Here is a 13,941-nt window from a genome sequence, read left to right as displayed (position 1 = left end):
CAATTTGCAGAAGAGAAGGTATTATCATTTGTCTGTAAAGTTATATTCCATACATTTGAGGCCTTAAAAAATAAAAAAATGGTAAATTTTGAAAAAGTGAAAGAAGTAATTGCAGCAGCAGAAGCTGATGCAGCAAGCTTTTATGAAAAAGGCAACAAAGCAGCCGGAACAAGATTGCGTAATGCAATGCAACAATTAAAAGTACTTGCTACGGATATCCGTAAAGAAGTTACTGAAAAGAAAAACGCTGCTAACTAACAGTCAAAAATCTTTTAGATAAAGCGGGGCCTGTTTTTCCAGGTACCCGCTTTGTTTTTTGACGCCCCGGCCATTCATTTCTGTTCCCTTCTCACTTTTCCCTATCCTCTTCTCAGTATTTATACTAATTACCAAAACCATAGGCAGTTAATAGCGTTCATGATTGGTAACCCCATGTCAAAACATTATTTTTGACTATCACAGATTGAGTTGTTAACCCATGTATCGCGGAAATATCTTTTCAAATATGTTCATCCGTTGGTATGCGCTTTTATGGTGCATTGTGTTTTTGTGTGCTTTTAAAAGTGCACATGCTCAAGACACCGCCCTGATACATTCAAGAAATTTTGGGATACAAAACGAAATATATTTCAATGATTCGCTTTGGTATTTTCATGCCGGCAAACTGTCTGCACATCAGCAAAACGCAGCAAGTACAACAGGTTGGGACACGTTGCATTACACAGCTTTCGGAAAACAAAATGCACCGCACGGCTGGCGGGGAGTCGGCTGGTTCGGCTCCTGGATCAGAGTTGACAGCGACCTTGTAAACAAAAAACTATCACTACGCATCAATCATGACGGCGCTTCGGAGATCTTTTTAGATGGCAAACCTATTGGCGGTTACGGCAAGGTTGGTAATTCGGCAAAAGAAATGCAGGCCATGAGCGCAAGAAGGGAACTCATCCCTATATGGCTCGCAGACACCCGCCCGCACCTCATCGCTATCCACTATTCCAATTTTTTTGAGGTATATGCTAACTTTTATGGCTTCCAAACATGGATAGGCAACTACGATCAGCTTGCGCCTAAAATACAAACAGCTAATCAGCGCTTCAATTTTATGCTTATGTGCGCGGCGGCGCAGCTTATTTTAGGGCTTGTACATCTTTTATTGTTCCTTTTTTATCCCAGGCAAAAACTGAATCTTTACTATGCACTTTTTGTGTTGCTGATCGGTATTAACGAAATAGGCATCTACCTGTTTTACCGCACCAATACCCCAGCAATACAATTTATTGCTCAAACAGTAATAGACGATGGCAAGGTTATCATGTTGTGGGCTGCCGTGATGCTGCTGTACAAACTTGATTATAACCGGATTCCCCGCTGGCGAATAATAGTATTAACTACAGTAAGTACGCTATATTTTGCCGCATACATTTATAAGTATTCACAACATATTGAGGCCTGGACCGATTATTTCTCGCAGTTGTTCTTCATTTTCATATTAGATGGATTTTGGTCGGTATTTCGACTTATTAAAAAAAGGCAAAAGGGTGTATGGCTCATAAGCGCCGGTGTAGTTATAGTTATACTGCTTTACTATTTTGCCTGGGATGATGTATTTCGCTTGTGGCCATATCAGCTCAACTCCCTGCGTTTATTGGTTATGGCTACCGGCGAATTAATTTTACCGCTTTGTTTATCGCTTTACCTGGCCCTTAACTTTGCCCGGACTAATGAAAGCCTCACCGCAAAACTTCTGGAGGTAAAAAAATTATCGGCCCGGGCCCTTGCACAAGAAGCCGAAAAAAGGGAATTGATAGCAGGTGAAGCCCGGCGTCTTGAAGAAATTGTAGCACTGCGTACCGCCGAACTCCGGGAACAGACCAATAAATTGCGTGAAATGGACTTAGTAAAGTCGCGCTTTTTCACCAACATTACCCACGAGTTTAAAACACCCCTAACGCTCATTATTAATCCGGCAAAGGAATTAATAGCTAAAACTGCCAATGAAGAGGTTCAACAATATAGCCGCCTCATCCTCAACAACGCATCCCGTCTGCTGCAACTCATCAATCAATTATTGGATTTAAGCAAGCTTGAAAATAGATCAATGGAAGTTAACCTTGCCCCTCTGAACCTGGTTGCGCTTGTCAGGATGCATATTCTTTCGTACGAGTCATTAGTAAAGCAAAAAGGGATCTCATTGCATTTTACCTCATCCCAAAATACGCTTTGGATATTTGGCGACAGGGACAAACTGGATGCAATTATTATCAATTTAATATCAAATGCTTTAAAATTCACCGACAAGGGCGAGGTGGAAATCACTTTAAAAAAGGGCAATGAAGCACCGGAGGATACTTTTTCTTTAACAATAAGAGATACAGGAAAAGGTATTCCGGAAAGTAAAATAAATTATGTGTTCGACAGGTTTTACCAGGCCGATCCTTCAGATACCCGCTCGGCCGAGGGAACAGGTATTGGCCTTGCCATTACCAAAGAACTGGTTGAACTGATGGGCGGGCAAATCCGGATAGAAAGTAAGGAAGGCTTGTTTACAAAGGTCAGTATCAATATGCCATACCAGCCCGCAAATGCCGTATCCGAACCTGTACCAGAACTATTGCCTGCCGGAGTTACCCCGTCTGTAGCTGATCGTGCATCGCTAACAAGTACCGACGAAAATAAACCGTTGGTATTGCTGATAGAAGATCATCAGGAACTCCGGGATTTTATTTTTCAATCGCTTAAGGATAATTACCGGGTGTTAACTGCGGCCGACGGAAGGGAAGGTATCGATTTTGCCCTGGAGCATATTCCCAGCCTTATCATCACCGACCTGATGATGCCACACGTTGATGGATATGAAGTTAGTTTAACACTAAAAAAGGACGTAAAAACCAGCCACATACCCATCATCATCCTTACTGCTAAGGCCGATGTTAACAGCCGGATACAGGGCATTGAAACCGGTGCAGATGCTTATCTGGCCAAGCCCTTTGAAAAACGCGAATTGTTTGCACTTATTGATAACCTGATCAGTGTGCGTGACCAGTTACGTGAACATTACAACAGGCAGGACCTATGGTTTACCGATGCACTTTCCATGCCATCGATAGAACGTGACTTTATTACCCGCGTGCGCAGTGCGGTAGAAAGTCATTTGAACGAGGAAGGTTACAGTGCCGATCAGCTTGCGCGGGATATGGGCCTGAGCCGTACCCAATTGCACCGTAAATTAAAGGATCTCATAAACCAATCGCCCGGCGAACTGATCCGAATAGTAAGGTTGCAATATGCCCATGGCCTGCTTCAACGTCGCATCGCTACAGTAGCCGAAGTAGCCTATATGGTTGGCTTTAGCAGCCCTGCCAGCTTTTCGGCAAGCTTTTCCCGGCATTTTGGCTTTGCACCTAAAACAGTTGGTGCTATATAATTTCTGTTACTAATTTATGCAGCCGGCCTCTTTGTGCTTTCGCCTGGAAGTTTAAAAATGCCACAAACTCGAATGTATTTGCAACAAACTCTAAAGTGATTGTATACCGCATGGCGTTTATTTGCTTTGTGTATTCCCTCCGGCACATTGGTTCAAACAACGCAACAGAAATCCATATGAAACGAAACTCATTTGTACACACCTTGATAAGTGCAACGGCACTATTGGTTATACCATTTGAAGGAATTGCCAAAACCATATCCAAAACCAGGGAAAAGACAACATGGCTTTGAACGGGTTGGCCCCCCGCTTGATTATTACAAAAAGTTTCAACTATCCTACCCTGCTAACATCCATGAAATCACTCTTATTTACGCAAAAGCTAAGCCTCGTTTACTTATGCCTTATACCATTGATAGTGGCGGCTATTGGTTTTGGTATAGGGCATATAAGCTATCAAATTTACTTGCCTGTTTGGCTTATCAATGCCTGTTTAATGATAGTAGCTGCATGGAACCTCGGCGGCTATCAACTCAAAAGCAACGACCGCAGCATACTGCAACAGGTAACCACTTCATTATTACTGTTTGCGCCCTGGCTCTTATTTTCAATATTCGCGGGCATGGGGCCGCCGCCTGCAACATTGCAAGGCTGGGTTAACAGCGCTGCTGAGCAGCAGATACGGTATACTATACTCATTGCAGGCGGTATTTTATTGGCATTTGGTTCTGCACTATTAAAAGTAAAACTGCAGGCTGCAGGCGAAAACCTGTATTCAGTAATGGCTTCAGCGGCTATAAACCTTGCAGTACCTCTTTTTGTCATCAATATGGCTTTTTGGGGATATTACCTGACAGATGCATTCCGGATTTTTATACAATTGGATGCTACAAAACGCCCCGACTGGTATGGGCCCGTGAAAAGTTTATTTTATATGATCAGCATAACAGAGGTGCTGTTAATGTACCTCGGTACGGTATTTTTTGCTGTTTCACTTAAAGTCACCGGGCTTTTTAATCCTGTTGTGTGTAGATATTATATTTTCTTTGGTTTAACAGGCATGGTGCTGGTTGTACTACCACCCTCATGGCCCGAGCCTTTCAAAACGGTGAGCTATCTCGTGGCTGTGCCTGCTATTGCCTTCATAATGCCTTATTTAATTGGAGTTCATCTGTTAAAGAAAACAAAAGCAGCTTAACGCTTATTTGCCACAGCCCAATTTTTAATTAAAACTAAAAGAGGATACCACTGCATAAGCGGCATCCTCTTTTAGTTTTATTGTGTTTACAAAGTATCACATAGCTATTTCCCTAAAACATCCAGAATAGGATGATCAATAGCATTCAATTTATTTACCGATGGTTTTATCAGTTCAAGCACGGTTATTTCATTATCGCCTTTCTTTAACCACTCAACCGGTACATACACGGTTTGTTGCGGACCGTAATACCAGTAACGGCCCAGGTTGTGCCCATTGATCCAAACGATACCTTTACCCCACTTGCTCATATCAAGGTAAGTATCGGCTAATTTATCAACTTTAAAAGTAGCTTTCTTTAATTGAGGCGAGTTATTAGCAGTCTTTTTAGCTGCGGAGTTTGCTTTTACTTTGCTGATATCATCAAATGGCAGCGAATACATTTTCCAGTTTTTAACCTCTGTGCCGGCAAAAAGCACCTTTTCTGTAATACCTTTTTTGTTTTTAAGCAGGTACGGGCCAAAATTAATGCGGCCAAGGTTTTCAACCAGGATATCTAATGTCACCTTTCCTTTAGGCAAAGTGATCATCAGGCTGTCCTGGTATTTACGCCTGTCAACAATACCCACACGTTTGCCGTTTACATAAACCATTCCGTAATCGCGCAGGTCTTTAAGTTTAAGCAGGCCCGATTTACCGCCGTCAATTGTTGTGCGGTACAATACAAAGCCATATGCCTGGTTCAGGTCTTCAAAAGTAAGTGGCGTACTGTTGATCTTAGCAGCCGGCAATACATCAAACAAACTTGTTGATTTGGTAAAATTAATAGCCGGAAGATTCATGGCGGGCTTAGCTGCCGGAACTTCGGGCAGGGTTACACCTGCAGGCAGGTGCTTACTGATCACGGCCCTGAATTTCATGAATTTATCGGTGGCATTACCGGCCTCATCAAGCGGCGCATCATAGTCGTAACTACTGATTTGCGGCTCATAAGGATTTTGATCGTTATAGTTTGCGCCATTCATGAAACCACGGGTTGTACCACCATGAAACATGTACATATTGATAGAAATACCTGCCGCTAATACCGAATCAAGTTTCGGTACATACTTATCTGCAGGGATAGTATGGTGCGGCGTACCCCACCAGTCAAACCAGGCAGGGTACCATTCGGCAATAAAATAAGGGCCTTTGCCATTATAATTTTCATTGATCAGTTTTTTAACTTTTGCTACATCATCAACGCCGTTTATAGCAGGTAACAAACCCGGTAAATGGCCATCTTTAATGGCAGGTTCCGGATCGCAGGTATAAAGCTGGCAATCAAAACCTGCATCGACGAACATTTTGCGGTTAAGGGCAAGATAATCTTTATCGCTGCCGTATGAACCGTATTCATTCTCAATCTGCACCATTAAAATGTTACCGCCATGATTTACCAGCAACGGAGATAATTGCTTACCTACTTCAGTAAGGTATTTTTTATAAGCCTCCAGGTATTTAGGCTCCTTGCTGCGTACAACTAAACCCTGCTCCTTTTCGAGCCAGTAAGGATAGCCGCCAAACTCCCATTCGGCACAAACATAAGGGCTGGGACGTAATATTACCCAAAGTCCTTCCTCTTTGGCTATCTTCACAAATTCGGCTATGTCATGATTGCCTGCAAAATCATAATGTCCTTTTTGCGGTTCGTGTACATTCCAGAAAACATAAGTACCAATGGTATTTAAGCCCATTGCTTTGGCCATTTTCATACGTTGACGCCAGGCTTCGCGCGGAACACGGGTATAATGCATCTCGCCCGAGATGATCTGTAAAGGTTTACCATCCAGCAGAAACGTGGTATCGCCAAGGGCAAAATTGTGTTTATTGGTTTGAGCCTTTAGCGTTGAAGATGCAAACAGGATAACAAACAGGAACAATAGTTTTATAAGCTTCATAAATTAAAAAAATGCAGGAATTATATTTATCGATATATGGGGTGGTTATTTTACGGTTAATGTTATGGTTGATGATTTAAGGTTACCGGCACTAAACTGCAACTGTACATTGCCTTTGTTACCAGTGGTTTGTATATAGGCTAACAAATGTCCATGCACTACCTTACGTTGATTAGCCTGATAGTTTTCATGGCTGCTGGTACTCCCGCTTTCCAGGCCTAATAACTTAGCGGGCCCGGTTACTGATACCGTTACCTCGTCAGTAGCATTGAACACATGGTTACCATCTTTATCGGTAATGTAAATTTCAATTTGGCTTAACCCTTTTGTGCCGCTGCCAAAAGTGGTATTATCAGCTACAGCCTTTAGCTGATAAGCATCCCCTGTTGTTTTTATATTGTTGGTGCAAACTTCAATACCGTTGTTATAGCCTTTTACAACAAGTTCGCCGGGTTCATAATCAACCTGCCATGACGGAACCTGCCCTTTTGCAGTGCTGCGCGATTGTTTACCAAGCGATTTACCGTTCAGGAATAATTCGGCTTCCTGGCAGTTGGTAAAGCAATCAACTTTTATTTTGCTGCCTGGCTGCCAGTTCCAAACGGGCTCGGCGGTACGATGGCTCCAGATCCCTTTGTCTTCGGTACTGGTTATTGCACGCGCGCCCACATAAACCATTGGCTTTACCGACCATAAACTTTGCCTGAAAAAATACTCCGGCTTCTTAAAACCGGCTAAATCAATTAAACCGGCACCGTTACTGCGTTGCGGCCATTTACCGGCCTCGCCCAGGTAGTCGATACCTGTCCATAAGTATTGGGCCGAAATGTATTCATTACTATCAACAGCGTTCCAGGCTTGCTGGGCCATACCATTCTCGCTGCCGTAAATAATACGGTTAGGATATTTTTTATGATCTTCCGGATAGCGGTATTCCTGGTAATTATAACCAACAACGTCAAGCACTTCCGGATAGCCTACCTCGTTTGACATTACCACACCGGCTAAAGCAGCGGTTACCGGGCGGGTAGTATCAACGGCTTTAACGGCCTTAACCAGTTGTTTGGCTATAGGTGTCAATTCACTTGCTGGCGGATGATCCGGCAGGTAGCCTTTCCCATAGATCTGCGGGTTACGGCCAGTGTTTAATACTTCATGTGTATAAGGGTCATTAGGATAATCGATCTCATTACCGATACTCCACATGATAATTGATGGGTGGTTACGCGAGCGCTGCACCATATCCGCTACATCCCTATCTGCCCATTCTTTAAAATATTCGTGATACCCATTTTTAGATGGCGTGCCCACATTCCAGCCGGCTACCCATTTGTTTTTTCCTGCCTCCCACTCATCAAAGGCTTCATCCATCACTAAAAAGCCCATTTTATCGCACAGATCGTACAAATAATCGGCATGAGGGTTGTGGCTTAACCTGAGTGAGTTTACACCCACATCTTTCAATATTTTCAGCCTGCGTACCCAAACTTCTTCAGGAACGGCAACACCCAGCGCACCTGCGTCGTCATGGATACAAACGCCTTTAAGCTTTGTACTTTTATCGTTCAAAAAGAAACCTTTATCCTTATCAAAACGGATACTTCTGATCCCTACAGATTGCGTTACCTCGTCAAATGCTTTACCATTGCGGCTAAGCGATACCTGTAGTTTGTAGAGGTTTGATTGTTCGGTATCCCATAGCTGCGGAGATTTAACCTCCTGCTCAAACTCAACATCATGAGTGCCCGGTTTTACTTTTATTTGCTTTTGCAGGGCAACAGCCGCTTTTCCCTTTTCATCAAGCAGGTTTACTTTAACTGATACGGCTGCATCTGCTGCGTTGCTATTGGTAACGCTCACTTTAACCTTTACGGTAGCTTTTTCTGCCGAAACATCAGGTGTTGTAAATGCAACATCCCAGGGGGCAATGTGTACACGATCTTTAACAATCAGGTATACATTACGGTAAATACCCGAACCTGTATACCAGCGCGAATCGGCAAACTCGCTATGATCTACCCTTACAGCTATAGTATTTTTACTATTTAAATTTAAATACTTGCTTAGCTCATACTGAAACGAGATAAAGCCATTTGGGCGTTTTCCTAATGAATGCCCATTGATCCATACCTCACTGTTTTTATATACCCCATCAAAATAAACATACACCTGCTTCCCTTTCCAGGTGGCATTACCATTAAAAGTTTTTTTATACCAGCCTATTCCACCAGGCAAATAGCCGGTGGCGCTTGCCCACTCATTGCTGAAGGGGCCTTCAATGCTCCAGTCATGCGGAAGATCAACAGTTTTCCATTGTGTTTCGGCTGCAATCCCGCTGATACCTGCGTTGATATCGCCTTTGTGGAAACCCCAGGCCGAATTAAATAAAGCCGGCTTGCCACTCCCCTGTGCTTTGAGCACACCGGGCAGCAATACAATACCGAGTAAAATAAGAAGCAGATAATTTTTATTTTTCATTTTATGATAGTAATAAAGATGCTATTTGATGACACCTGTAATGGTAATGACAGAACGGGCCGGAATAATAGTTTTACTGCCGGTTATTTTATTGGCCTTAAGCTCATCGGCCTGTGATGTTAAGTACGATGACGTAAACTGAACTTTAGCACTATTGATGTTAAGGGCTGCAGTTACATCGCTTGTTCCCGGATTGATCACAACCACAGTTACGTTTTTCCCATTTTTAAATGCCGAAGCAAGCAAAGGCTTTCCTTCGGCAGATACTGAAACCACAGCGTCAACCCTTACTGCGCCCGGGTTAACAAACCTGCTGTAGTTGCCCAGGGCCCAAAGCATTTTACTGGCGTAAAAGTTTCCGTCAGTTTTATTTTTATCAATGTAGATGAGGCCATCCTTATAGTCATAGGCAGATATGGAAGTCCACCATTGCCAGGCCGAGGCATTGGCTGCGGTAAGATCGGTATGGATCACAGATGCCAGGTACAGCGCCGCGTCAATACCAAGATCACGCTTGTTGCCGTTTATTTCACCTGCGTTATCGCCTAAAATGCAATACTCCGATTGCCAAAAATCAAGCCCTTTTACAACTGCCACACTATCGGCCAGTGTCGTACGGGCTTTTACTGATGATGCCATTGGCGACGTAGTGAAATAGCTATGAGCCGAAATAGTTTTGGCCACCGAAGGCAGATCGCCTATGTAATTCTCTGATCCCGGTTTAAAAAAATCTGCTATTTGGCTGCCTTTACCCGGCTTATCGCCTTTGGTAAATAAATAGTTAATGCTGCCTGCTTCACCAACCAGGATTTTTGAACCCACTTTATTATTTACAAACTCTTTATTAATAGCCTTTATCACTCCGGCTATCTCTGTGTTGTTATATGGAGCACCCTCCTGTCCGCCATCACTCCAATCCCATTGCGGTTCATTTATAGGGCTTATATAATTAAACTTCACGTTACTTACCTGCTCAACGCCTTTTACCACTTTGGCCAAAAACAATGCATAAGCATCATATTTATCAGCAGCTATGTTTACTTTGCCGCCATTTGCATAAGCTTTACCATTAACAGTAAACTGCACCGGCGGACTATTATTAAAACCTAAAAATTGTTTAACCCCGCGTTGCTTAGCAGCTTTCAGAAACCACACCTGCCCGGCCTGATTTTGCCAGTTGTAACTACCATCGCTATTTAAAAACGACTCGGCACGGCGCCACTCGTCTTTAATACCACTATCATTCCCTTGCTGGCTACTGCCTGCGCCGATATTAAACCGCCACATGGATAAACCTATCCCCCTGGGTGAACCATCGGCATTGTTATCCCGGCTAAAAAGCAAATCGGCAATTTTGTTGCGCTTGTCATCTGGCCAGTTACCAACAAACTGGCATGACCATGCATCTGACGCGCCAAAATTGCTGATAGTTTGATACGTTTTGGAAAGATCAATATCAATAGTAGCCTCTTTGGTTTGGCTGCTTGCAAGAGGGATATTAAGCCCTAAAGCCGCGGCTGCAAACAGTACTTTTCTTATAGTAGTTTTTATTATCATCTCATTTAAATCAACAAATAAAACAGCACTAAACAGCGCTGTTTTATTGCAATATTATTGTTGCACAATTTGCCATTGCTGGTTTGTGCTACCGCCATAAGGCCATTGTATAATACCCGCGCCGTTGGCGGTTGAAGCCCCGTTAACATCAAGCGCAAGCCCGCTGTTGCGGTTAAGTACTTTATAGATACCATTACTGGTAGCAGTAAGCTGCCACTGTTGGTTGTTACCCCCGTTCCAGGGCCATTGTATAATGCCAGCGCCGTTAGCTGTCGAACTCATATTAACATCAAGCGACTGGCCGCTGTTGCGGTTAGTTACCTTGTAATAACCACCGCCGTTGTTTGCAATAATCCATTGCTGATTGTTACCCCCGTTTTGAGGCCATTGTATAATGCCCGCCCCGTTAACAGTTGAACCGCCGTTAACATCAAGCGCCTGGCCGCTGTTAACATTTAAAAACCGGTAGTAAGCACCAGTATAAAAAGTATCGGTGCCACCTGCACCAACGCCCCATGCATATTTGATACGGCTTAAGCCCGATGCATTTGTTGTTGATACGGTAAGGCTTGTACCCGTACCGCTTAGTTGCTGAATGGCATAACTATCGCCGGTGCGTACGCCAGGCCAGTAAACGGCCCCCATACCATAAATACGTGCCTGGTTGGTTAAACCTTGCATATAGGCTATTTCCTGGTCAGCTCCAATAGCGCCGGTATAGTTTTTACCGCCCGTCATCGGGATGCCAAACTCGGTAAGCACCGCGCGGCTGCTGTAAGCGCCGATATTAGCTTTAAAGCGGTTTTCCCATTGCAGCGCTGTTGTAAGTGTGCCGTTACTGAAAAAAGTATAATCATGTATAGATAAAAGGCAGCCTGAAAAACGGCTGTCGGCCCCTACACCGGTAATATCCTGCGAATAGGAAGTACCACTGATGAGGATCCGGCCCTGCGGAACTGACGGATAATTACTTAACCATTGGGCGCAAATAGTTGTCCAGTCGGCTAATGAATAGCCGTGCGGTTCATTAAAAATTTCAAAGTACACATGGGCATTGCTGCCGTATTTAGTAACAATAGTTTGCCACATCGACCAAAACTCGGTCGTGTTGTCAATCTTACCATCTTCAGATGATTTGGCTTCCCAGTAACCTAATATTACGTTCATTCCCTTGCTCAGGGCTTTATCAATAACACCGGTGTATGAGTTCCACCAGGTTTGTGACACGGTTGAATAATTTACAGGCAGCCGTACTGTATTGGCCCCTGTGTTGGTTTGTATACCTGATAAAACAGCATCGGCTTTGGCCGAAACCGTGGCATAACTATCGGCAGATGTCAAACCGCTTAATACCAGTATCCCATCACTAAAATTATCACCATCGGCTGCCCAGTTAACACCTTTCAGTGCACTTGCCGGGGTCGAATCCATAGTGACAGGCTTATCTCCTGTTTTTACTTCATCCGGAGCAAATGATTGCTTTACAGCTACGATATCCTTTTTACACCCGGTCACCAAACAACACATCGCTAATAATAAAAATCTTACGTTCTTCATAATTTGCTATATAGGTTATAATTGGGGGGAGAAAAAAGGGGGAAGAAAGATGCTCTTCCCCCGAAATATTGGTTGTTAGTAACCTGGGTTTTGTTGTAGCTGACCGCCTGATGCCTGGATTTCAGCCCTTGGTATCGGTAACCAGTAATGTTTGGTAGCAAACATACGACCATCTAATGCTACTTTCGGCGTATAAACAAAGCTGCCGTTGGCGTTCTTGGTGATGATCACACCGGCTGCCGGTTTATTTTCGGTAACGTCGGCAATTTTCCAGCGGCGTACGTCATAAAAACGGTGCTCTTCGAAAGCAAGTTCAACACGGCGCTCATAACGTACTGCATCACGCATTTGCGATTGTGAAAGCCCGCCCGCTAAAGCAGGCATATTAACACCCGGACGCGAACGGATCTGGTTAATAGCTGCACGTGCAGAGAACGATGAACCTGAAGGAACAACATCCGGCCCGTAAGCCTCATTAGCAGCCTCGGCAAAGTTTAACAGGATCTCAGCATAGCGGAAATAGATCCACGGCTGGAAACCGGCATTACCCCATGGGTTTTGCAGCGGATACGCATCATTCATGTATTTTTTAAGATAATAACCTGTTTTGGTAGTGTTCCAGTTATCAGGTCCGTCTTTGCTATCCTTACCACCCGGGATATAAGAATCAACTGTTTGTCCGCGGTAAAGAGCACCATTATATAAAACGGTCGCAGCAAACCTTGGGTCGCGGTGATCATAAGGGTGTGTTGGGTCATAGCCTGATGTTGGATCGGTAATGGCTTTACCATTATCCATTTCATAATCATCAACCAAATTTTGCAGCGGGGTATTACCTGCCCAGCCACCGTATCCGTTTGGCCCGTTAGCTATTTCCAGGTGGGTATGGTTAGCATTTTTGGTATATAAACGCTCAAAAATAGCCTCATTGGTTTCATTGGTTAAAAACAGGTTGCCATAGCCGCCTGTGTAAATACCATACTTGTTAAGACTGATAACGGCCTGCGCTGCTGTAACAGCATCAGCCCAGGTACCTGCAGCGTATAGCGGACTTGCTGCATAAAGGGTCAACCTCGATTTTAAAGCCAGCGCCGCGCCTTTTGTAGCACGTCCTAAAAGCCAGCTGCCATCATTATCTAACGGTAATTTTGAAGCGGCATCATCAAGCTGTGCAACCGCGTAGTCAATACTCTCTTTGATCGAAGCGCGTTTAAACAGTGATGGGTCTTGTAAATTATCGGTAAGCTCGCTAACCTTATCGCCGATCAAAACAACGCCGCCATAGTTACGGATCAAATCCTGGTAGCGGAAAGCCCTGATAAATTTAAGTTCACCTTCAAGCCGTGTTTTACGCGGCGCGCTCATGGTTATTTTCGGCAAAATGCTCAAAGCATAGTTACATTCCCTGATGCTCCGGTAGCTGCGTGCCCAAAGTACACCTGCGCCACCTAAGTTTTCGGGTGCCAGCTGCCCTCTTTGAATAAGCCAGGTAGCGTCATCATTATTATAAATAGATTCGTCGGTCAGGGAGCTCCACATGCTATACTCAAAGCCGCGGCCAAAACCAGGGTTTGAACCATCGCCTTCTTTATCCTGTAATCTTGCACCTATGTAACGGTTAGCTACGAATGCCTCAAATACGGCCGTATCCGTCTCTACAGCAACTGTAGAGATCCTGTCGGTAGCCTGCACATTCAACAGATCTTTTTTACATGATGTGATACTTAGCATAGTACCGCATATCATCATCATATATAATGGGGTTTTATATTGTAGTTTCATTGTTG

At 43.9% G+C, this 13,941-nt stretch carries 8 protein-coding genes; 3 read left to right on the top strand and 5 right to left on the bottom strand.

The features are described 5' to 3' along the window. Window positions 1-78: 78 nt before the first annotated feature. The 3 genes from MTO98_RS08980 to MTO98_RS08970 all read left to right on the top strand — a co-directional run bounded on the left by MTO98_RS08980 (window position 79) and on the right by MTO98_RS08970 (window position 4,622). Window positions 79-258: a histone H1 gene (locus tag MTO98_RS08980; RefSeq protein WP_243486316.1), complete on the top strand. Its 180-nt coding sequence runs from the start codon at window positions 79-81 to the stop codon at window positions 256-258. A 220-nt stretch (window positions 259-478) separates the two neighbouring features. Beyond that, on the top strand, window positions 479-3,424 hold the full coding sequence (locus MTO98_RS08975; protein WP_243486315.1) for an ATP-binding protein: 2,946 nt from the start codon (window positions 479-481) through the stop codon (window positions 3,422-3,424). Window positions 3,425-3,779: 355 nt separating this feature from the next. Then, complete coding sequence (locus MTO98_RS08970; RefSeq protein WP_243486314.1) at window positions 3,780-4,622, top strand: hypothetical protein; 843 nt, start codon at window positions 3,780-3,782, stop codon at window positions 4,620-4,622. A gap of 104 nt (window positions 4,623-4,726) precedes the next feature. Here the strand turns inward: MTO98_RS08970 and MTO98_RS08965 are convergent, their stop codons facing one another. The 5 genes from MTO98_RS08965 to MTO98_RS08945 form a co-directional block, all read right to left on the bottom strand. After that, window positions 4,727-6,562 carry a beta-galactosidase gene (locus tag MTO98_RS08965; protein WP_243486313.1) on the bottom strand — a complete coding sequence of 612 codons (1,836 nt, stop codon included), beginning with the start codon at window positions 6,560-6,562 and terminating at the stop codon, window positions 4,727-4,729. A gap of 45 nt (window positions 6,563-6,607) precedes the next feature. After that, window positions 6,608-9,040 (bottom strand): glycoside hydrolase family 2 TIM barrel-domain containing protein, encoded by a 2,433-nt coding sequence (locus MTO98_RS08960; RefSeq protein WP_243486312.1) that lies wholly within the window; start codon window positions 9,038-9,040, stop codon window positions 6,608-6,610. 21 nt (window positions 9,041-9,061) lie between these two features. Then, the gene (locus MTO98_RS08955; protein WP_243486311.1) at window positions 9,062-10,597 is read right to left on the bottom strand and encodes a glycoside hydrolase; all 1,536 of its coding nucleotides are present in this window, start codon (window positions 10,595-10,597) and stop codon (window positions 9,062-9,064) included. 54 nt (window positions 10,598-10,651) lie between these two features. Next, complete coding sequence (locus tag MTO98_RS08950) at window positions 10,652-12,154, bottom strand: RICIN domain-containing protein (RefSeq protein ID WP_243486310.1); 1,503 nt, start codon at window positions 12,152-12,154, stop codon at window positions 10,652-10,654. 75 nt (window positions 12,155-12,229) lie between these two features. Further along, window positions 12,230-13,936: a RagB/SusD family nutrient uptake outer membrane protein gene (locus MTO98_RS08945; RefSeq protein WP_243486309.1), complete on the bottom strand. Its 1,707-nt coding sequence runs from the start codon at window positions 13,934-13,936 to the stop codon at window positions 12,230-12,232. Window positions 13,937-13,941: the final 5 nt, after the last annotated feature.

The sequence above is a fragment of the Mucilaginibacter sp. SMC90 genome (assembly GCF_022811725.1).
Taxonomy (GTDB): Bacteria; Bacteroidota; Bacteroidia; order Sphingobacteriales; family Sphingobacteriaceae; genus Mucilaginibacter.
The sequence above is the reverse complement of the archived record's forward strand: the minus strand, read 5'-3'. Positions and strand labels throughout refer to the sequence as shown.

What these genes read in the sequence shown, in the direction of transcription:
- MTO98_RS08980 (WP_243486316.1), top strand. Translation starts at nt 79, where the DNA reads ATGGTAAATTTTGAAAAAGTGAAAGAAGTAATTGCAGCAGCAGAAGCT.
- MTO98_RS08975 (WP_243486315.1), top strand. Translation starts at nt 479, where the DNA reads ATGTATCGCGGAAATATCTTTTCAAATATGTTCATCCGTTGGTATGCG.
- MTO98_RS08970 (WP_243486314.1), top strand. Translation starts at nt 3,780, where the DNA reads ATGAAATCACTCTTATTTACGCAAAAGCTAAGCCTCGTTTACTTATGC.
- MTO98_RS08965 (WP_243486313.1), bottom strand. Translation starts at nt 6,562, where the DNA reads ATGAAGCTTATAAAACTATTGTTCCTGTTTGTTATCCTGTTTGCATCT.
- MTO98_RS08960 (WP_243486312.1), bottom strand. Translation starts at nt 9,040, where the DNA reads ATGAAAAATAAAAATTATCTGCTTCTTATTTTACTCGGTATTGTATTG.
- MTO98_RS08955 (WP_243486311.1), bottom strand. Translation starts at nt 10,597, where the DNA reads ATGATAATAAAAACTACTATAAGAAAAGTACTGTTTGCAGCCGCGGCT.
- MTO98_RS08950 (WP_243486310.1), bottom strand. Translation starts at nt 12,154, where the DNA reads ATGAAGAACGTAAGATTTTTATTATTAGCGATGTGTTGTTTGGTGACC.
- MTO98_RS08945 (WP_243486309.1), bottom strand. Translation starts at nt 13,936, where the DNA reads ATGAAACTACAATATAAAACCCCATTATATATGATGATGATATGCGGT.